General features: G+C 56.8%; 15 protein-coding genes. 5 read left to right on the top strand and 10 right to left on the bottom strand.

The genetic code is table 11. The features are described 5' to 3' along the window. Positions 1–51: 51 nt before the first annotated feature. Positions 52–1,575 carry a fumarate hydratase gene (locus AC5S16_RS04865; RefSeq protein ID WP_493928904.1) on the bottom strand — a complete coding sequence of 508 codons (1,524 nt, stop codon included), beginning with the start codon at positions 1,573–1,575 and terminating at the stop codon, positions 52–54. A gap of 115 nt (positions 1,576–1,690) precedes the next feature. Here AC5S16_RS04865 and AC5S16_RS04860 point away from each other — a divergent pair, with 115 nt between their 5' ends. After that, a complete protein-coding gene (locus AC5S16_RS04860) occupies positions 1,691–2,710 on the top strand; it encodes a YpdA family putative bacillithiol disulfide reductase (protein ID WP_493928903.1) in 1,020 nt (339 codons plus the stop codon). A 191-nt stretch (positions 2,711–2,901) separates the two neighbouring features. Next, on the top strand, positions 2,902–4,788 hold the full coding sequence (locus AC5S16_RS04855) for a sensor histidine kinase (RefSeq protein WP_493928902.1): 1,887 nt from the start codon (positions 2,902–2,904) through the stop codon (positions 4,786–4,788). A 65-nt stretch (positions 4,789–4,853) separates the two neighbouring features. On the opposite strand, the gene AC5S16_RS04850 is transcribed toward AC5S16_RS04855, so the two are convergent. The 3 genes from AC5S16_RS04850 to AC5S16_RS04840 form a co-directional block, all read right to left on the bottom strand. After that, a complete protein-coding gene (locus AC5S16_RS04850) occupies positions 4,854–7,007 on the bottom strand; it encodes a chymotrypsin family serine protease (protein WP_493928901.1) in 2,154 nt (717 codons plus the stop codon). A 163-nt stretch (positions 7,008–7,170) separates the two neighbouring features. After that, the gene (locus tag AC5S16_RS04845; protein WP_493928900.1) at positions 7,171–7,446 is read right to left on the bottom strand and encodes a hypothetical protein; all 276 of its coding nucleotides are present in this window, start codon (positions 7,444–7,446) and stop codon (positions 7,171–7,173) included. 133 nt (positions 7,447–7,579) lie between these two features. Next, a complete protein-coding gene (locus tag AC5S16_RS04840; RefSeq protein WP_493928899.1) occupies positions 7,580–8,590 on the bottom strand; it encodes a zinc-dependent alcohol dehydrogenase family protein in 1,011 nt (336 codons plus the stop codon). A gap of 121 nt (positions 8,591–8,711) precedes the next feature. Between AC5S16_RS04840 and AC5S16_RS04835 the strand changes: the two genes are divergently transcribed. After that, positions 8,712–8,912, top strand: a complete 201-nt coding sequence (locus tag AC5S16_RS04835; RefSeq protein WP_493928898.1) for a hypothetical protein — start codon at positions 8,712–8,714, stop codon at positions 8,910–8,912. Between the two features lie 66 nt (positions 8,913–8,978). On the opposite strand, the gene AC5S16_RS04830 is transcribed toward AC5S16_RS04835, so the two are convergent. The 3 genes from AC5S16_RS04830 to AC5S16_RS04820 all read right to left on the bottom strand — a co-directional run bounded on the left by AC5S16_RS04830 (position 8,979) and on the right by AC5S16_RS04820 (position 11,807). After that, positions 8,979–9,749, bottom strand: a complete 771-nt coding sequence (locus AC5S16_RS04830) for an SDR family oxidoreductase (RefSeq protein ID WP_493929192.1) — start codon at positions 9,747–9,749, stop codon at positions 8,979–8,981. A gap of 112 nt (positions 9,750–9,861) precedes the next feature. Further along, positions 9,862–10,740, bottom strand: coding sequence for an NAD(P)-dependent oxidoreductase (locus AC5S16_RS04825; protein ID WP_493928897.1), 879 nt, complete (start codon positions 10,738–10,740; stop codon positions 9,862–9,864). A gap of 98 nt (positions 10,741–10,838) precedes the next feature. Next, positions 10,839–11,807, bottom strand: coding sequence for a DUF4398 domain-containing protein (locus AC5S16_RS04820; RefSeq protein WP_493928896.1), 969 nt, complete (start codon positions 11,805–11,807; stop codon positions 10,839–10,841). A gap of 272 nt (positions 11,808–12,079) precedes the next feature. Here AC5S16_RS04820 and AC5S16_RS04815 point away from each other — a divergent pair, with 272 nt between their 5' ends. Together AC5S16_RS04815 and AC5S16_RS04810 are read left to right on the top strand one after the other, a co-directional pair. After that, on the top strand, positions 12,080–15,529 hold the full coding sequence (locus AC5S16_RS04815; RefSeq protein ID WP_493928895.1) for a TonB-dependent receptor: 3,450 nt from the start codon (positions 12,080–12,082) through the stop codon (positions 15,527–15,529). Between the two features lie 73 nt (positions 15,530–15,602). Then, a complete protein-coding gene (locus AC5S16_RS04810; RefSeq protein WP_493928894.1) occupies positions 15,603–17,366 on the top strand; it encodes a DUF2339 domain-containing protein in 1,764 nt (587 codons plus the stop codon). Positions 17,367–17,581: 215 nt separating this feature from the next. Here AC5S16_RS04810 and AC5S16_RS04805 read toward each other — a convergent pair whose 3' ends face one another. From AC5S16_RS04805 to AC5S16_RS04795, 3 genes are all read right to left on the bottom strand, one after another. Beyond that, positions 17,582–20,026 (bottom strand): DNA translocase FtsK, encoded by a 2,445-nt coding sequence (locus tag AC5S16_RS04805; protein WP_493928893.1) that lies wholly within the window; start codon positions 20,024–20,026, stop codon positions 17,582–17,584. 141 nt (positions 20,027–20,167) lie between these two features. After that, on the bottom strand, positions 20,168–20,527 hold the full coding sequence (locus tag AC5S16_RS04800) for a four helix bundle protein (protein ID WP_493928892.1): 360 nt from the start codon (positions 20,525–20,527) through the stop codon (positions 20,168–20,170). A gap of 35 nt (positions 20,528–20,562) precedes the next feature. Then, complete coding sequence (locus AC5S16_RS04795) at positions 20,563–21,432, bottom strand: undecaprenyl-diphosphate phosphatase (RefSeq protein ID WP_493928891.1); 870 nt, start codon at positions 21,430–21,432, stop codon at positions 20,563–20,565. Positions 21,433–21,562: the final 130 nt, after the last annotated feature.

Below are 21,562 nucleotides of genomic sequence, written 5' to 3'. Positions count from 1 at the left end.
CTTCTTTCACCACAGAGTGCACAGAAATCACAGAGACACTGTGCTTCTAACTCAGGCAAGAATCGGAATGCCGGCGAACTTCGCTTGAATCTTCGCCTGCCATTCCTTCGGGCCAGTTTCGTGGACGGAGGTTCCCTTGGAATCGACGGCTACGGTTACGGGCATGTCGGCGACTTCAAACTCGTAGATGGCTTCCATGCCGAGGTCTTCGAATGCGAGCACGCGTGATGCCTTGATGGCCTTCGAGACAAGATAGGCCGCTCCACCAACGGCCATGAGGTACACAGCATTGTTATCACGGATGGCCTCGATGGCCACAGGGCCGCGCTCGGCTTTGCCGACCATGCCCAGCAGTTCAGTCTGTTCGAGCATCTGCCGCGTGAACTTGTCCATGCGCGTTGCGGTAGTGGGGCCGGCGGGGCCGACCACTTCTTCGCGCACAGGATCGACAGGACCGACGTAGTAGATGAAGCGATTGGTGAAGTCGACCGGCAGCTTTTCGCCGCGATTGAGCATGTCGGTCATGCGCTTGTGCGCGGCGTCGCGTCCGGTGAGCAGCTTGCCGTTGAGCAGCAGCACTTCGCCGGGTTTCCATGTAGCTACTTCTTCACGGGTCACGGTGTCGAGGTTAACGCGGCGCGCAGACGATGTGTCATAGGTCAGCTTCGGCCAGTCATCGAGCGACGGCGGATCAAGCGCTACGGGCCCTGAGCCATCGAGCGTGAAGTGAGCGTGGCGCGTGGCGGCACAGTTAGGAATCATGGCGATGGGCAGGTTGGCCGCGTGCGTTGGGTAATCGAGAATCTTCACATCGAGCACTGTGGTCAGGCCGCCGAGTCCCTGCGCGCCGATGCCCAGCTCGTTCACTTTTTTGTAGAGTTCGACGCGCATCTCTTCGATCGTGTTCTTCGGGCCGCGCGCGATGACATCCTGAATGTCGATCGGCTCCATAAGCGCTTCCTTGGCGAGCAGCATGGCCTTTTCTGCTGTGCCGCCAATGCCGATGCCGAGCATTCCCGGAGGACACCAGCCCGCGCCCATGGTGGGCACAGTCTTGAGCACCCAGTCGATGATGGAGTCAGATGGGTTCAGCATGGCGAACTTGGATTTAGCTTCAGAACCTCCGCCCTTTGCTGCTACGATAACTTCAACCTCGCCCCCTTTTACCAACTGGATACTAACGACAGCCGGGGTGTTATCGCGGGTATTCTTGCGCGCTCCTGCGGGGTCGGCGAGCACGGAGGCACGCAGAACGTTGTCCGGATTGAGGTAAGCGCGGCGCACGCCTGCATTGACCATTTCTTCGACGGTAAGCTCGGAGTCCCAGCGGACGTCCATGCCGATCTTGAGGAAAACGGTGACGATGCCGGTGTCCTGGCAGATGGGGCGGTGGCCCTCGGCGCACATGCGTGAGTTGATGAGAATCTGCGCCATGGCGTCCTTCGCGGCAGGCGACTCTTCGCGCTCGTAGGCGCGAGCGAGATTGGTGATGTAGTCCACCGGATGGTAGTAGCTGATGTATTGCAGCGCGTCGGCTACGCTCTGGATCAGGTCTTCCTGCTTGATGGTTGCCATGGTTTCTTCTTTAATTTTAACGAATAACCCACCCTGTCGCCGAAAAACACGACGACAGGATGGGGCACCCATGTTCGTGCAGCCCGTGGGCTTTGATATCGTCTAATCTAAAAACATGGGTGAAAATACGCAGCCGCATGAGGTCTTCGATGTTCTTGTCATTGGCGCCGGGCCTACGGGAATGGCCTGCGCGATTGAGGCGCAGCGCAGCGGGCTGCGCAGTGTCCTGGTGGATAAGGGCTGTCTGTGCAACTCCATCTTTCACTATCCCTCGCACATGACGTTCTTTACCACGCCGGAGCTGCTGGAGATCGGCGACATTCCCTTTCCCAGCGTGAACCAGAAGCCCAGCCGCAACGAGGCGCTCGAATATTACCGCAAGGTGGCCGAGCATTATCAACTCGATGTGCGGCAGTACCAGAACGTGGATTCAGTCATAGGTTCGGATGGCGACTTCCGTGTCCACGTAACCGACCACTTCGGACGCAAATTTACGCATTATGCGCGCAAGCTGGTGGTAGCTACGGGATATTACGATCTGCCCAATTATCTCGGTATTGCGGGCGAAGACCTGCCCAAGGTGCATCACTACTATGACGATCCGCATCCATACTATGATCTTGATGTGCTGGTAATCGGAGGAAAGAATTCAGCGGCCATTGCGGCGCTGGATCTCTGGCGTCATGGAGCGCGGGTGACGCTGGTGCATAGAGGGCCTTCGATGCACAAACATGTGAAGTACTGGATTCTGCCGGATATTGAAAACCGCATCAAGAATGGGGAAATCACGGCACATTTTGAGAGCTCGGTGGAGCGCATTGAGGAAGACACTGTCACATTGAATACGCCTGAGGGCAGCGTGACGCTCAAGAATGACTATGTATTTGCCATGACGGGCTATCATCCTGATTTTGATTTTCTTACAGCGATGGGCGTACGCCTGGAAAGCAGGCACCGCTGCCCGGAGTGCAATCCGCAGAGCCTGGAGAGCAACGTGCCCGGAATCTATCTTGCCGGAGTGATTATCGCCGGCGAACGGACGAACGAAATTTTTATTGAGAATGGCCGTTTTCATGGGCGGCAGATCGCCGCAGATCTGAAGGAAAAAATAGATGCGCGCCTTGCGGCGCACTAGCAGAGACGGATTGGAAAGACTGTGGTTCTGAGGCTTAAAGGCCTTGATTACAAAAAGAAAAAGAACTGCAGGGAATGCTGAAGTCAGGATGGCGTGAATAAAAGCGCGGGGGCGTGCCATCTGAAGGAAAGTCTGCCGGGGTATGAAGGGCGTAATCTTGTAAATACCTGCTACCCAAAGGACACAGGCGCTTGCTTCGGCCACGAACAATTCGCGGTCAGTTGGTTGCCAGCCTCGTTCTATTTGAACTGCTGGCGCTGGGCCTCTTTACGTTTTTTCTGGTGCGTGAGCAACAGAAAGAGCTGCAGCAGCGTGTCGACCGGCGACTCGAGTACCAGGGGACGCAGATGGCGTTCCAGGCCGGCCGCGCTATTGCTGAGGGCAAAACCGATTCGCTACAGGAGATGGTCGGCTCCATGCTGCGCTATCCCAGCATCGGGAGCGTGCAGATCACCGATCTCGATGGCATGGCGATTGCCGGCACGGATGCCTCGATGAACGGCAAGCTCAATCTGACGCCTACAGAGCGCAACTATCTGCGCAGCCTGGTAAAGCCAACCATTTTTACGCTTAGAGACAAATTGCGCGAGATCGTCGCTCCTGTCATTGTGGACGGCGATGTGAAGGCGCTGGTGTGGATTTATCCAAATGTTGCGGAAGACCGGCTGCAGCTCCACTCGCTGCTTCGCGTTACGCTGATTTCCGCCATCCTGGCGACACTGGGCTGCACGCTGCTGGCGACACTGATGGCGCGCACCGTTACCAAGCCATTGAATACGCTGATGCGCGCGACCCGTCAAATCGTGCGTGATCCCGAGGACACGTCGGCATTTCCGCTGCCTGCTTCTTCTTCGAACGAGGCGGCCGATCTGGTGATCGCCTTCAACATGATGGTGGCTTCAATTGAAGAGCAGCGATCCGGACTGAACGACACGCTGGCGCTGCTCGACTCGATGCTGGCGAATGCGCCGATCGGCTTCGCCTTCTTTGATCGCAAATTCCGCTTTGTGCGCGTGAACCAGTTTCTGGCGAACATGAACCGCAGCACCATCAGCAGGCATCTTGGCCGCACGGTGCTTGAGGTTTTTCCGCAGTCGGCAGCATTGCCGCTGCAGCGCGCCATTGATTCCATCTTTGCCACCGGCAAACCGGTGCAGGATCTGGAGCTTATGGGCGAGCTCGACGGCGAGTCGGGACGCATGCATTCGTGGCTCGTGAATATTTATCCGGTGCATACCAGCACAAATGCCGTTCGCTGGGTTGGCGCCGTGATCGTGGATACGACGGAGCGGCGCACATCAGAAGAAGCGCTGCGCAAGACTGAAAAACTGGCTGCTGCAGGACGCCTGGCCGCTTCGATTGCTCACGAGATCAACAATCCTCTGGAAGCGGTGACGAATCTCCTCTACCTTATCCGCATCCAGGAAGGGCTTCCGCTGGAAACAGAGAAATATGTCGAGCTGGCGCAGCACGAGCTGGCGCGTGTCTCAGAGATTGCGCAGCAGACGCTGCGCTTCTACCGGCAGTCGACGCTGCCTATAACGGCAAATATCAGTGAGCTGATGGACTCCGTGCTGACTTTGCACCATGGTCGCGTGAATTCATTGCAGGTAGAAGTGCGGCGGAAATATCAGCCTGATGTGGAGTTGTTCTGCTTTGCGGGAGAGATGCGCCAGCTTTTTGCCAACCTGATCGGCAACGCTCTCGACGCGATCATGCCCGGACCAGGGAGGCTGATACTTCATGTCTGGAAGTCGCGCTCCTGGAATGACCCATCGGTGGAGGGAATACGTGTCGCGGTTGCGGATACAGGCTGCGGCATTCCGGAAGAGGTGCGCTCGCGTATCTTCGAGCCGTTTTTCACTACGAAAGAAGCTACCGGCACTGGCCTTGGTCTTTGGGTGGGAGCGGAGGTGGTGCAGAAGCATCACGGCGTGATCCGCGTTCGCAGCCGGGCAGCAGCGGAGAGCGACAAGAAACATCCATCCGGTACTGTTTTCATGATCTTCTTCCCGTTGGTGAGGGAGGAAGAGGCGCAGGCTGAGAATCTGGTAGCAAGCCAGCAGGCGGTGAGTTAGAAGGAAGATAGGGAGAAGGGAAGTAGGGAATAGAAGAACAACACCAGAACCTTACCGACCGCTGATCACCTATTCCCTGCCAAGGCACAGCTTGAAACCGGGCGCTGCGCTCCTGGGTATTTTGACCGGGTAACATGGAAGCGATGCAGCTGCAGGTAGCGCACGCGCAGGCCGCCGATGGTTGCAGGTTGTGCCTTGGGCATCTTGTTCATATCGACAAGCACGAGCAGCGCGGCTTCACGCGGATCGTCGTGACTCTGTGATACGCCAACTCCAAAGATTGCAGGATCGGACATCAACTGCGCAGCATACTGCTTTGCGATGCCGGCTGCGCTGGTCAATGCACTGGCAGAAAGCTCGATGCCTGCGCTGACGGCAGGAAGTTTTGGCGCTGTGCCGCTGGCAACGCTGGCGGCATCGGCGAGAACAACCGATGTACGTACACCTGCTATGACTTGCGGCACGGATGCACTGGGTTTGGTCTTGTCAATGTAGATGACCACCGCAGGATCACCGGGATTGTCGGCGCTCTTTCCTGCAACGGCTCCCAGGAATCCTTTATCGTGGCTCAGCTCAGCCGATGCATTAAGCGCAGCATTCTTTGCCGCGGCCTGCGCTTTGTTCGACAGGTCAGGAAGCGCAGGCTGAGTCTCTGTGTTCTTGTCGTAATCGAGACAGCTGACAGCGTGTGGCTTGCTTGTGCCGACGATGCTCAATCGGGAGCCGGTTTCAGAGGCAAGTTCGTTCAGCGCATCGCTGATAGGGTTGGCGACGCTCAGACCATTGCCGTCGCCATCTGTTCCTCCGGCATAGAAGAGGCCAATGGGCTGCGCATTGCTCGCGTCCACGACGAGAGAGCCAGAATCGCCGCTGTCAGAAAAACTGTCGCCGCCGATGCCGATCTGTCCGGTGAAGGTTTTGGTGTAGTAGGGCTGAGTCTCTGCGCAGTCCTTGTAGTAATCGACCTTAACTGCGAGGTTCACGGTCTCGACCGCAGAGCAGGTTAGCCCGGTGGTGCGTCCGCTTTTTACTACGCGCAGACCGCTCAGGGTGTCGGCGTTCAAGTCCTCTCCTGTGCCTGCCATCGGCGGAGCAGAACCGAGCGAAGCATTGCCTGCTGTGTCCGGTACCCCGAGCTGAAGGATGCTGCCATCTGAGGTCACGGCGCCGGGAGTGACGGCTGCGAGAGCCGCATCCACATTGGTCAGGCTGCTGGCGAGAGGAACGAAGTGCCGCAACGTTCCTACGGGACGTACAGGCGAGCCCTGTTGGTTCAAGGGACGGCAAGCATCGTCAATAAGGCCGGGCTGGTCGATGGTGTCGCCGATCTTTGCCTGATCGGACTCGGCAAGGACATGGTTGTTGCTCAGGATGTATTGATTGTGCTGCGTGTCTTCGACCAGCGCGCCAAGCGTGCCACCGCAGCAGTCCGCGATATAGCTGTTGCCGGATGCATCTTTGTAAACGTCGAAGTCGGTGTCATTGCTGCCGGAAGCGCCAAGCACTACCGGTCCATTCTGCACAGACTGATTGGCCAGAGCGCTCGAATTGACCCCGTCATTGTTGAGCAGCAGGTGCAGCCGCGCCTGCGTATTTGTATCATTCACGGTTGCAATTACATGCAGCGACTGTTTTGATGAAAGGGTTGAAGGCGCGGTGTAAAGGGCTTTGCAGATCGTGTATTGCCGCTTACCGCTAGTGCAGGTGGTTGGGGTCAGCGTTCCGGTGGTGCCGTCATTGAGGCTCCAGTGAACTGTGCCGCCGTTGATCTCCGCGATCTGCGCCGAGACTTCAAGCGTTGCTCCTGCTGTCACAGTTGCATTTTCCGGCAGCAGAGGCTGAAGAAATCCGGGAGTGATGGTGATGGTGCGGCTTGTGGCGCGTGATGGATCGCTCTGCAAGTGTGCTGTGACCTGCACGGTCAGGTTGTCAGTCGTAAGCGCGTTCGGTGGTGTATAGAGGCCTGTTGCATCGATGGAGCCGGCGCCGAGAGATCCGTTGCTTTGAGCCGAGGTGACCGACCACGTCACTGCTGCAGGCTCTTCATCGGGCATGGTGGCGGTGAAATGCAGCTGTCCCGTAGTGCTAACAGTGGCGGATTGCGCGCTGACAGAAAAGCCACCGCTGCTGATGCCGCTCAACTGCACGCCGCAGCCTGCGACGAACAGAAGCAGGGGCGCAAGCACAGCAGACGCACGAATTTTCCAGGAGACGGACATGCAGGAATAACTGACGGTCAAATTGTATTAGACAATTGTGACGGTCAACTTGTCATAGAGGGGATTACACAACAATTTTATCAAAGCGGGACTATGCGTCCAGCGATACGCGCCTCCGGCGCCATCCGTGTGGGAACCTGCTTTGAGGATTCAGCTTCGAGAATCAGGCTGCTCTGGAGTCAGGTTCAGAAGCCAGCGTGTTTGCAGCGGAGGCAACGGGAACGACTTTGAGCTCGCCAGCCTGCATGGCCTCGATGCGGCGCACTTCACGCGCGCTCAGCGGGCGCATGGTGTCAGGCGAGTAGTAAATACGCTTGCCGCAATCCAGGCATACCTTATATGTCTGCTGTTCAATCGTGAATGGACGTGTTACCTGGGTGTGACGGCAACCAAGGAAAATCTCATACAGAAAAGTGACGATAGCTCGGAGCACTTTCATTGCTGGCCCTTTCTCGCCTTCATAGTGCTTATGAAGAATCTAACGTTTCAGTCCAACAACAATGGCCTTGACGTACACCAGATAAGATGCAAGTCGGGCAAAAATGTCGCTCCCAGCGCAGTTCGGAGACTCATTAATTTACATGAATTACAAGCTTGCCGAAGTGCGCGCCAGACTCCATGCGCTGCAGCGCTTTTGGTGCATCAGCGAAGGCAAATACCTCATCCACAATGGGATGAAGACGGTTTTCGACTATGGCCTTATCCATTTCAAGAAAATCGGTGCGGGAGCCAACATAAATGCCATGTACCTGAATCTGTCTGTGCAAAATGGGTGTGATCTGCAGCGGCTCACTGGACTGGCTGAGAACACCGATCTGCGCCACGGTGCCGCCCACCCGCACAGCTTTGAGTGACTGCACGAAGGTCCCCGCACCTCCGACTTCAACCACCAGATCGGCGCCTTCGCCTCCAGTCTGTTCCAGCACCCACTTCGTCCAGTCAGGATTCTGCTTATAGTTAACGCCTGCATCGAGGCCAAGCTTTTTGGCGCGGGCTAGTTTTTCATCGCTGCTCGATGTGCCGAGGACGCGCGCTCCCAGCAGCTTCGCAAACTGCAGCGCGAAGATGGATACACCGCCTGTGCCCTGAATTACGACGGTATCGCCCGGCTTGATTCTGGCTGCATGCACCAGGGCATTCCACGCGGTGACTCCGGCGCAGGGCAGAGTGGCGGCTTCGTCCCATGAGAGATGCCCGGGGACAGAAACGACGCCGCTTTCCGGCAGCACGACATATTCGGCCAGCATGCCGTCGATGTCTCCACCCAGCGCGCCATGTTGTTTCTGAGCACTCGGCGGCCCTTCGAGCCAGTTCTGCATGAAGATTCCAGCAACCCGGTCGCCGGTCTTGAATTGCGTTACACCCTCGCCCACTGCGACGACTTCGCCTGCTCCATCAGAGGCAGGGATACGCGGCAGACGCATCTTGGGGTTGTATTTGCCGAGTGTGACCATCAGGTCGCGGTAATTCAGCGAAACGGCGTGGATCTTGATCAGAACTTCTTTCGGGCCGGGTTTCGAATCGGACTTTTCCATCAATGCAAGATTTTCAATGCCAAATGCCGGGATCTGCCAGGCTTTCATTCATCGTCTCCCATAGTGCTGATAACTATGTAGATGGAGATATTCCCTTTAATGATGCGCAGTGTAGCGATACCATAGAGACATGGCCCGTGGATGGGAAAGCAAATCAGTGGAGGAACAGGTGGCAGAGATGCAAAGCGCTTCAGCGATAATCGACGGAAAACCGGATGCGGCTGCAGAGGCAGCGCGGAAACGTCAACGTCAGGAACTGGAACTGCAGCGCGAGCGGATTCTCGATGAACGCACGTCAAGTCCGCTCCGCAGGGCAGCGCTGGAAGCGGCTTTGACGGATATCGAGACCAAGCTGTCTTCGATCTCGTAGAGGTTCGCGCCGCAGTCTTCCTTCCTCTCCCGCCCTGTCCCTATCAATGCGACAGGGTGCGGCATCCTATTTCCTGTTGAACAAGAGAGAATTTGCCTGGTCGATGCTGGTCATCAGTACGCGCGCGATGTTGACGTGCGCCGGCCGGGATACAGCCCAGACGATCGTCTCGGCAACGTCGGTCGGCGTAAGCGGCGTCAGTCCCTGATAGACCTTGGCTGCGCGCCCTGTATCGCCGCGAAAACGCACTTTGCTGAATTCAGTCTCAACCATACCGGGATCAATGCTGGTGACGCGCACCGGCGTGCCTAGAAGGTCCTGGCGCAGGCCATCATTGATGGAGTGCTCAGCGGCCTTGGTGGCGCAATAAACTCCGCCTCCGGGATAGGTCAGCTCGCCGGCAGTCGAGCCGAGGTTGACCACGTGCCCGCGCCCGCGAGCCACCATTCCGGGAACGACAGCCCGCGTCACATAGAGCAGGCCTTTCACGTTGGTGTCGATCATCTCCTCCCAGTCCTGGAGCTTGCCCTCGTAGAGCTTATCGAGACCGCGGCTCAGGCCCGCATTGTTGACGAGGATATCGATGGCCTTCCATTCCTCGGGAAGCGCGTCGAACTGCTTTGCCACCTGTGCCGCATCGCGTACATCGAGTGCGAAGGTATGGACATCGGCTGCGCCTGCTTCTGTCAGCTTCGGCTTGATCTCGTTCAGGCGATCTATGCGGCGCGCAGCCAGCAGAAGACGCGCGCCTTCCGCAGCGAAGGCAAGGGCAGTGGCTTCGCCGATGCCGGCGCTTGCTCCGGTGATGAAGACAATCTTGTTCTTCAGATTTTCCATGGTGATCATCGTAGCTGATGTTATGACTGGTGGTTGAACGGACGAAAAGCAGGTCCTTCGACGAAGTTTACCCTGAGCGAAGTCGAAGGGCTCAGGATGACAATATTTGGAGTTAACTTTTATTCGAGATGCTGCGGACGAACTGATAATATCCGGCGGCCCAATCACGATCACTCAGTCCAGCTTCGATTGCGTCGTTGATCTGCTCCAGAAAATGGTCGGCCAATGGCGTGTGCGTATTGGTGGCTGCGGCCGCCTGGTGGAAGAGCCGCATGTCTTTCTGCCCGATGGCGAGGCTTGCACTCGCAGCTTCAGGAGGGTTGAGCATGATCTTCGAATAGTTTGCGTAGAAAGGCGACTGGAAGAGTGCGGAGTTGACCACCTCTGCGTAGAGCGCAGGATCGATGCTCTGCGATTCGGCATAGACGAAGCCTTCGCTGAGCGAGGCAATCATGGCGGTGATGAGGAAGTTGCCGCCTATCTTCAGTGCGTGGGCCTTATAAGGCTTTTCGCCTGCAACGGTGACGCCACGGCTGAAGGTATCGAGCAGGGGCTTTATCTTTCCGACGGCCTCCTGTTTTCCTGCAACCACTGTCCACAGCTTTCCATCGGCAGCAACGTTGGGCCGCCCAAAGACCGGCGCGGCGACGAAGATCCGCTTGCGCGCCGTATGCTCCACGGTCAATTTTTGCGAAAGCTCCACGCTGATGGTGCTCTGTGCGACATGGATCGCGCCTTCAGGGATGGCTTCAATCAAACCGTCGCCAAACACGACTTCTTCAAGCGCACGGTCATCCATCAGCATGCTGAAGACGACCTCGCTCTCTTTGACGGCTTCTGCGGGAGCGCTCGCGGCCTGCGCGCCTTGTTCGACCAGCGCTTTGGTGCGGGAGGCAGTGCGGTTCCATACGGTGAGCTCGTGCCCGTTTTTCAAAAGGTGGGAAGCGATGGGCGAGCCCATCTGACCTAAACCAAGAAATGCAATGCGCATACGAGTTTAGATAAGCACAGGTGCGTGCGGGATGCGAGTGTAACAAAAAGAGGCTGCCCGACGCCGGGCAGCCTCATGAGGGTTGAGGGAAGAGTTGGTTATTGATGCGGAGAATTCGGATTGGTTGCAGGCTGCGGCGCGGGAGCCGTTGGCCCCGCCTTTGCCCGTTCTATTTCAGCCTTCTTGCGGCGAATGGTCATGATGCGCGCATCCTCGGCAGTCTGGACAGCAGCGCGGGCATAGCTGATTTCCTGCTTACGCTGGCTCTCATGGTTCTGCATGTCCATGGCATTTTGCAGCTGCTGCTTTGCCTGTGCAAAGGTCTCACTGGCGTACTTGCCTGCGCCCTCTGCTTCGGCAATCTGTACGGCATTGACTGCTTCATAGAGCTCAAGGGGCCACTGATCGTTACGCGTAATCAGCTCGCGAGTGGAGTGCTGGCCGCTGGTTTCGCCGTAGGCGCCGCGGGGCAGCAACGAAAAGTGCGCGTTGATGGGCTGGACCATGCCCTGGGTCTCGTCCTTGAGAACATAGTTCTGCATGATGACTACATCACTCGGCATGGTGACAGCGAAATATGGCTCAGCCGTTACTAGCAGGCCGAAGGTCTGCAGGTCGGTTGTCACAGTGATTTCATTCTCCGAATTTTCAGGAAGGATTTCTCCCAGGTTCACCGGACGTCCATCCGGCGTGATGGCCCACAGAACATAAGTGAGGTACTGCACCCCGAAAGCATTGGCGGGCTTCAGGCCTTTCATCTTGGCTTCGATGACTGTGCGTCCGCGGCGGCTCTCGACTATCGCGGAGCCCTTGGCGTCGGGCAGAAGGCTTGTGCCTGCCAGGCCGATCTTTGTCTTGCCGCTGCGATGAAAATAGTTCACCGCGGGAATGTCACGCCCCACAACCTCGATGCGATACACAGGAACTCCGCCCTCGCGCACTTCCGGCTGAGGCGTCTGTCCCTGTTGCGGCCATTTATAGGAGCTCGCAGGGTTCGGCTCCTGGGCGCGGGCAAGACCGCACATGGTGAATGCAAAAAGTGCAGAGAGAAGCAATTGTTTTTTCATGATCAAACTCCGTGTTGCCAGTGAAGCAAAAAAGGCAACATGACAGCGGAAACCGCCGGCATATTGCCGCTGATAAATAGATGCTCCTGGAACAGGCAGGGATAGCCGAAATGACCGTGCTTCGGCCTGAAAATAATCGTGAAATCTAATCTTGCTGGAGCAACCAATTTCGGAAATTAGTGTTACCAACAGACTCACTAATTTCGGCGCCATTCATCTTGCATTCACATTAAATTAAACATTTATTTCAGACAGGCCGCTAAGGTAACCACATGAAACCACAAAAATTAGGATTAGTACGCCTTTTTCTGGCAGGCCTGGCTTTGTTTTTATTCTCCATGGCTGCAAGAGCGCAATATGAAAATGGAAGCCTCCTGGGTACGCTTCACGATTCCACAGGAGCAAACATCAGCGGAGCTTCGATATCTGTAACTAACACGGCTACAGGAATTGAAAGCAAGACCACAACCAACAGCAATGGCGACTGGGAAGTCCCTTCGCTGCGCGTCGGTGTCTATCGCGTTGTTGCTTCAATGCAGGGATTCTCAAATGCTGTAGCGGACAATGTCACACTTTCAGTCGGCAGCCGCCAGCGTATCGACCTGACGTTGCAGGTAGGCCAGGCGTCGGAGACGGTCGAAGTCACCAACGTGGCGCTGCAGCTTGAAACCGAGTCGAGCCAGCGCGGCCAGGTGATCACGGGCTACCAGAGCGCTGCCTATCCTCTGGTAAGCCGCAACTACTCTGACCTGCTGGGCCTCGTTACAGGTTCGCGTCAGGCTCCTACCGCTGCGATGACCAGCTCCGTCAACAGCCTTGTGCGCGCCGGAGCCTACAACATTAATGGCCAGCGCAGCATGTTCAACAACTTTCTACTCGACGGCATGGACAACAATGCTTACGGCGAGAGCAACCAGGGCTTTGATAACCAGATCATCGCCATCCCGCCGGATTCAGTTTCGCAGTGGCAGATTGTCACCAATAACGAGAGCGCGGAATACGGCCGCTCCTCAGGCGCGACGATCAACGTTGCCTCGCAGAGCGGAACCAACCAGTTCCATGGCATGCTGTATGAGTTCATCCGCAATACCGACCTGAACGCGGTTGGCTTCTTCAAGCCTACGGTCGGCACCACTCCATTCCAGAAACCGACCTTCAACCGCAACCAGTTCGGCATGAACGTCGGCGGCCCGATCCTCAAGGACAAGCTGTTCTTCTTCCTCGACTACGAAGGCTTCCGCCAGACGCTGAAGCCTCTGAGCGTTCTTACGCTGCCCACACAGAATGAGCTCAACGGCATTCTCGTGACAGATGTAAAAAACCCTCTTACGGGAGCCGTTTACCCGGCCAACACTCCGATTCCGACCAGCGCCTTCGATCCCACTTCGCTGCAGATCGTGAACTTCTTCAAGCAGATTCCGGGACTTCCTGTTGCCGGAGCGTCTTCGACCGGCCTGGCCTCGAATGACTATCCGGTCCAGGTCCCGTTTACCGATAACTCCGATAAAGGTGACCTGCGCCTTGACTGGCAGCAGAATGTCAGCAGCTCCTGGTTCCTGCGCGTCAGTGACCGCAAGGAAACAGGCGTCAACTATCCTGCGATTCCTCTGCCTCTCGACGGCCAGACGAACGGAACGATCCGGGTACTCGATCAGCAGGTAGCGCTGGGTTATACCCACCTTTTCGGTGGGAATAAGGTGTTGGACGCGCGTCTTGGGCTATCGCGCACCAAGGCAGGCAAGTTCACGCTTTCCATCGGAGACAATGCCTTCTCGATTCCGGGCCTGCCCTCGGACCCGACGATTGCCGGCGGCTTGCCGGGCATCGGAATTACCGGCTTCACGGCCTTCGGTCGCCAGGTCACCAATCCGCAATGGCAAAACCCGGCTCTGCTTGATCCCAAGGTCAACTTCACATGGGTCAAGGGAAGACATTCGCTGAAGTTCGGCTATGAGTTCGAGCGTATCTGGATGGCCGTCAACGACAACAACCCTCTTTACGGTTCATGGACCTACGGCAGCGGCTACAGCAAGGTGTCCGCTACCGCTCCTACCGTTTCCGATAACTACTGGGCCGACTTCCTGTTCGGCACGACAAGCAGCTATCAGCTGGCCAACTACTTCGTAGTGCACCTGCGGCAGAACATGCATAGCGCTTATGCGCAGGACGACTGGAAGGTGATGCCGAACCTTACGCTGAACCTGGGTCTCCGCTGGGAGTACGGCTCGCCCTATTCGGAAGATAAAAATTACATCTCCAATTTCGATCCCGTTTCGCAGAGCGTGCTGACCATTACGCCGGGAGCGGTCGCTGGCAACGGCATTACACCTATCAGCCGCGATGGTGTTTATGGCAAGACGCTGGTGAACCCGGACCTGAACGACTTCGGTCCACGCATCGGCTTTGCCTATGCTGCTACTCCGAAGACGGCGATCCGCGGCGGCTTCGGCATGTCGTTCGTGCATTACACTCGCGCCGGTTCGGGCGATATCCTTGCCATCAATGCACCGCAGGCACAGTTTGCCGCTGTGACGCAGATTGCTCCGACTACAACAAACCAGTGCAGCACTCCGCTGCCTGCGCAGATTATCCCCATCAACTCCGTGACACCGAGTTGCTATGCCACAGCCAGCCAGGGATATCCTTCAGGCCTGGTCACAAACTTCAATCCGGCGACCGACAACATTACCTGGGTCCCGAAAGATACCAAGGACAGCTATGTTGAAAGCTATTTCTTCAGCGTTCAGCAGCAGCTCGCCAAAAACACAGTGCTGGACGTTGCCTATGTCGGCAACCATGGACTCAAGCTGCAGGGCTTCATGAACGGAAACCAGAAGGACCCGGCCAATGGCTTCAAGCGTCCCTTTGGAAACTGGCCAAGCGACATCACCGAGGCTCTGAACCAGTTCTGGTCCAACTACAACGGGCTGCAGGTACGTTATGAGCAGCGCTTCGTAGGCGGCCTCACATTGCTCAACTCCTTCACCTGGTCGCATTCGCTCGACAATGCCAGCGCATCGCTCGAAGGCAACACGCCTTCGCCGCAGAATGCTTTCAACATTGCGGCGGATTACTCGCAGTCGGACTATAACCTGCCGATCTCGAATGTAACCAGCCTGGTCTATGAGCTTCCCTTCGGGCATGGCAAGCAGTTCCTCTCGAATGTCAATGGAATCGAGAATGCCGTTGTGGGCGGATGGCAGATCAGCGCCATCAATACCTCGCAGGCGGGCACACCCTTCAACGTAACCTACTCGCCCAACAGCGCGCAGGCGGTTTCTCAGCAGATTTCCGCAACTTACCGCGGAGCCAACGAATATCGTCCGAATCGGGTGCCTGGCCAGAAGGTGACACGGGGCACGTCAAACCGTGCCGCGGGCAGCGGATATGTGAATTACATCAACCTGAATGCCTTTGCGCTGCCGGGAATCAGGGACGCTGCCGGAAATGTGCTCAGCCCGTTTGGCAATGCATCGCGCAATCCGGGCCGCACGCCTCCTTACAATGAAGCCGACCTTGCAGTGAACAAGAAATTCACCACTCCTCTTGAAAGCCTGAAGGTCGAGTTCCGTTCCGAGTTCTACAATCTCTTCAACCACACGAACTTTTATCTGCCGGGCGGCATCAGCGGTACGCAGGGATCGAGCCCGACAGGCGGCGGGCAGATTACAACCACCTATGAGCCGCGCATCATCCAGTTTGGCTTGAAGCTGACCTATTGATCGATGTAAATCACCACAATGGGAGCCGCTCGCCGGCTCCCATTTTTATTGCTTTACCTGTACATTGAACGGGATGAGCAATGATGTTGATGAGCTGAGGCGCCAGGTCGCGGAGCTGACCGAGCGCGTCAGGCGTCTGGAGCAGGCTCAGGCCAACCCAATCCCTCGCGTGGAGCAGCAGGCGAGTGTTCCGGTGATTGCTGCCGCTGCGGCAGAACCGCAACGCAAAGGCTCGCTCGAACGCCGCATCGGCTCTCAGATCTTCAATCGCGTCGGCATTCTCGCTGTGCTGATCGGCATGGCGTGGTTCCTTAAATTCGCCATCGATAATCACTGGATCGGGCCGCTGGGGCGCGTGCTGGTTGGCCTCATCGCTGGCGTTGGATTGGTCGTGTGGTCAGAGCGCTTTCGCAGCAAGGGATATCCTGCATTTGCATACTCGCTGAAGGCCATCGGCAGCGGCATTCTGTATCTCTCGCTGTGGGCTGCGTTTGAGCTATACCACCTCATCCCATATGGCGTTGCTTTTGTCGGGATGGCACTGGTGACAGCGTGGAACGGCTTCCTGTGCTGGGTACAGGATGCAGAGCTGCTCGCGTTCTACGCGATTGTCGGCGGCTTTATTACGCCGCTGCTGCTTTCTACTGGAGAAAACAATCAGTTCATACTCTTCAGCTATTTGCTGCTGCTCGATGTCGCAGTGCTCGTGCTGATTGCGCTGCGTCCGTGGTCAAGGCTGCTGTTTGGAGCATTTGCCGGCACGGTCTTCTATAGCGTTGCCTGGTATTTCCGTTTCTACAACGATTCACAGTTCTGGCAGACGGCATTTTTTGTTGCTTTATTCTTTCTGCTTTTTGCGGTTGCTCCGAAGATGCGAGCAGCCGGAGGCGCGGCCATGCCGGACGACATTATGCTCGTTGCTCTGCCGCTGGTAAATGCCGCGTTTGGATTTCTCGAGTTCTACAGTCTTCTTGAAGAGCCTGGACGCCGGTGGGCGCAACCCGGAATGGCTGTTGTTTTCGCTGCGTTTTATTTCATGCTTTTATGGGTTCCGGAAAGGCAGGGAACTCAAGGCAGGCATGACATCCTGTCTTCCGTACACCGGGCAATCGCGGTCGTTTTTCTTACCATTGCGGTTCCTCTGGAGCTGCAGGGCCGCTGGATCACGATTGGATGGCTGGTCGAAGGCGCAGCTCTTATGTGGCTGGCGCGCCGTCTGCATTTGCTCTCATTGCGCGTGCTTGCGATCTGCGCGCTGCTGCTCGGGTTCTTTGCCTTGATTGTCGAGAACCCTGCAGCATCAGCGATGGTTGTCTTCAACGAGCGCTTTGCCGCTTATCTTGCAGGCATCGCAGCATTCGCGTTTTCAGCGTGGATCGCAGCCAAAGCTGCATCAGAAGACAAACCCGGAGATGTATTGCCATGGCGCGCTATCGCCGGCGGAGCGGTCATCGCCGTGAACGCACTCATCATGATCGCCGTCTGCCTGGAGATCCACTCCTACTGGCGGTTTCAATTGCCGCCTGGGCAAGTCTGGCCGCTGAGTCGACTGAATGAGTACAGGATGTATGAGCAGTTCAGCTACTCGGCATGGACGATGCTTTTTGGAGCTGCGCTGCTTGCTGTCGGGTTCTGGAAGAAGACAGCCTTTCTGCGCTGGCAGGCGCTTGTTCTGATTACGGTCAGCATCGGCAAGGTTTTTATCGTCGATACGCGGCAGCTCAGCCAGGGATACCGCATCCTCAGCTTTCTTGGCCTGGGAGCGCTGCTGCTCACTGTTAGCTTTGCCTATCAGCGCGACTGGCTCAACCTGCGAAAGCAGCAGAAGAGCGAATGAAGGTATTGCTTCCCACCCTGTCGCAAAAAACGCGAAATGATGGGGCACCCACGTTTATGGCTACTGGTGCAAAAAGCAGATCCTTCGTTCCACTCAGGATGACAACTGCAGATAAATCGCCAACAAAGCGACCAACGGGAGCGGTAAGAAAATCAATACCGCAAGTAGAAGCAGGAATGGCGCCAAAGGCGCGTGTCGCTGGACGCGTAGTCCCCCTAGTGGAGGGCTTGTTCTACTTCGTTCAGCCAGTCTGGCGGTTTCAGGATTTCGCGCGGCTTTGAGCCTTCGGCTGGGCCTACGATGCCGTCGCGCTCCATCATGTCGATGAGGTGCGCAGCGCGTCCATAGCCAATGCGGAGACGGCGCTGCAGCAGGGAAGTCGAAGCCTTGCCGAATTCCAGAATGAGCCGTACTGCATCTTCGTAAAGCTCGTCGTTCGTGTCTTCGCCGTCGCCATCCATGTCGAGCTCGCGGCCCTTCTCATCTCTGGGCGATTCGAGGAAGCCCTGCACGTATTCGGCTTCGCCCTGCTTCTTCCAGAAATCTGTAACCGCGGCGATTTCTTTTTCCGTCACAAACGGAGCGTGTACACGCTGCAAGCGCGATGTTCCCGGAGGAAGAAAGAGCATGTCGCCACGTCCGAGCAGTGATTCCGCGCCGTTCGAATCGAGGATGGTGCGTGAGTCGACCTTGGTGGCCAGGCGGAAGGACATGCGCGTGGGGACGTTTGCCTTGATGAGGCCGGTGATAACGTCGACCGAAGGCCGCTGTGTTGCCAGTACAAGATGAATGCCAACAGCGCGCGCCATCTGTGCGAGACGCGTGATTGATTCTTCGACGTTGGCTTTGTCGAGCATCATCAGGTCGGCCAACTCGTCGATGATGATGACGATGTAGGGCAGCGGCTTCTCTTCTTCCTGTTCGTCGAAGAGGCTGGGCGTGCCGTTTTCAAAGAGCTTGTTGTACTGGTCGATGTTGCGCACGCTGCGCGAGGCCAGCAGCTTCAGGCGGCGCTCCATTTCTCGGACAGCGTTTCTGAGAGCATTGGCCGCGAGCTTGGGCTCGGTGATGATCGGCGTGAAGAGGTGTGGAATGTTTTCATACATTCCCAGCTCAACGCGCTTGGGATCGACCAGGATCATGCGCACCTGCTCAGGTGTTGCCTTGTAGAGCACCGACATGATCATGGCGTTGATCGCAACCGATTTGCCGCTACCCGTGGAGCCTGCGATCAGAACGTGCGGCATCGTCGCCAGATCAGCAATGACGATGCGGCCGTTGATGTCCTTGCCCATCGCCAGCGTCAGCTTGCTCTTCGAATGAGCAAAATTCTCAGCTTCAATCACATCGCGCAGCCAGATGGTCTCGCGCTCGCGGTTCGGCACCTGAATGCCGACCGTGCTCTTGCCCGCCATGCGCTCGATGAGGATGCTTTCGGCGCGCATCGCGAGGCAGAGATCTTCCGCCAGGCCGGTGACGCGGCTGTACTTCACGCCTGCTTCCGGCTTGAACTCGAACGTAGTGACCACCGGGCCGGGATTGATCTGCGTGATCTGCCCGTGGACATCGAATTCCGCGCACTTCTCGACCAGCACCTGCGCCTCTTCGCGCAGCTCTTCTTCGCGGACCACCTGTGTATCTTCACTGCGATGCAGCAGCGTGCTGGGCGGCAGGCGGAATCCGTTGTGCGATTTAGGCGCGACGGTTACGGTGCGCACATCGGCATCGGCGCGTCCTTTCACTGCGATGCTGGGCGCTGCAGGTGGCTCGGGTTCAGGCTCTGGCTCCGGTTCAGGATCAGGCACGGTCGCGCGCGGCATCTGTTCCCACACGCTTTTTTGCGGAGGAGGCTCGACGGCCATTTCGGCAAACGCGCTCTGGCGATGCGCAGGTATCGGTGCTTCTTCCGGCGCTGGTGCGGGGGGCGCAGCAGGCTGCTTCTTGAGATCGAGCTTTTCCTGTCTGGCCGCACGCTTGAGCCCTTTTGCCAGTTCCTTCTCGCGCTGCGCCTGTTCACGCGCGGCTCGCTTCTCTTCGCGGCGGCGGGCGCGCTCGAGCTTCCAGTTCGCCAAGCGGTCACGCCAGGCCATGATGAAGGCGAAGCGGATCGAGAGCCACTCACGCGCCGTATTGAAGCTGAAGGTGGTCGAAAGATAGACAGCCACGGCCACCATGGCGATGGCGAAGATACACGCGCCGGGATAATTCAAGTAATGGACAAGCGTGTCGGTGATCAGCCGCCCGACGAGGCCCTCAATCGGGAGCCCATGCAGGAAGCGCGGATGCCCGGGCAGCAGTCCAAAAATCGTGGGCACAAAGAGCAACGTAAGCGCCGCACCAAGTACCTTTGCCAGCGGAGAGCCTGCGGGCAGGGAACGCATCCATGTCCAGCCAAGAGCAGCCAGCAGCAGCGGCAGGCAGAAGGCTGCCGCACCTTCAAGCTGCAGCAGAATGTCGCTTACATACGCGCCGACAAGGCCAGTCCAATTCTGAGGACGCGCGCCGGGGTCGCCGACGACGGTGTTGAACGACGGGTCCGTTGGGTGATAAGAGAAGAGCGCGAGAAGCAGGAGGCCGGCGACAACCAGCACCATCAGCCCGATCATCTCGTTCAGGCGGCGGCTGCGCGTTGGCGTAAGAACCAGTTTAAGGGGCTTCATTGGAGACACGTATGCTTTTCGCTGTTCCGAACCCCCAGAGCACTTTTATTATTTCAGACGAGGAAGGGGTTCCCTCGATGAAAAATCGAAGGGGGAACCCAAAGAGAGAACAGGCATTGCTCAGGGTGCAGCGCACAGCGCTCAGGGTGCAGAAAACTTCCTCAGCATCACCCACAGCATTCGGCCAATTTCATGCGACAAGCTTTCAGCTTCGCTCAGAATTGTTGCATCGGCGAAGCCAAGCTCCCTTGCAATAACAATCTGAGTCTGTATCTCTAGCACAGACCCCCGTGCCATTCCGAGAAAATGCTTGTATTCGCCTCTCGAAGAGCGACCATATCCTTCGGCAATATTGCTGGCTACAGATACGCCAGCCCGTCGAAGCTGGCTGGTCAATCCATAGATTTCTTCGCGCGGAAATTGACTCGTTAATTTGTACAGGACAACACACAGCTGAATCGCACGCTGCCAAACTTTCAGGTCCTGGTACGATTCAGCCATATCGTCGTCAATGTTTTCTGAGCGCTGTACCCTGTTCAGGCCAGTTTTGCTCCGAAGATCAGCAGCAGAATCCCCAGGATAATGCGATACACGGCAAACGGCACAAATCCGTGCTTGCGTACCCATTGCAGGAACCATTCGACCACGCCGAACGCCACGATAAACGAAACGACCAAGCCGATGATCAGAATGACCCATCCATGGGAGTTGATGACCAGGGGTGTGATCGCGTCTCCGCCTTCCAGGTGCTTGGGATGAAGTGTCTTCAGCAATTCGTATCCCGTTCCGGCGACCATGACAGGGATAGAAACCAGGAAGCTGAATTCCAGGGCTGCCGGACGTGACATCCCAGCAAGCTGTCCAGCGGAAATGGTCGACATGGAACGCGATGTGCCTGGAAATACCGCCGAGGCGATCTGGCAAAATCCAATCCAGATGGCCTGCCCAAGCGACATCTGCTCAACATGCTTCGTTGCAGGCTCAGTGCGGTCGCTCCACAAATCAACTGCCCACATCACCACGCCGCCAATGATGAACGCAAGGGCCATGACCCGGATGCTTTCAAGATTCTTTCCAATCACCTTGGTCAGCAGGAGCGATGGAACGGCAGTCACAATGAATGCCACAATCGTCAGCGTCAGCGGGTGGTTCCAGATGGTACGGTCATGCTGTTCGCCGTTGGGAAATGTCCGCAGAAAATTAATGATGCGCCCGGAAAAAATCCACAACAGGGCCAGAATCGCGCCCAGCTGGATGACGATCGTGTACATCTTCCAGTAAGGATCGGTGAGGTCAATATGCAGCAAAGCCTCGCTGATGCGCAAATGGGCCGTCGAGCTGACGGGAAGAAATTCAGTTAAGCCTTCCACAATGCCGAGCAATACAGAAACAATGTAATCGTTCAAAAATCCTCCATAGAATTGTGGGACTGCGAGTCCAGCTAGCCTGTCCTGAGCGAAGCCGAAGGACGCCTTCGGCACCAGTGTTCTAAAAATTTTAAGAGATCATTTCTTCAGATGCCGAATTCGATGCATT

Source organism: Acidobacterium sp. FHG110202_01, assembly GCF_059115305.1.
Note: the sequence above shows the minus strand (reverse complement) of the source record. Positions and strands in the feature narration are given on the sequence as shown.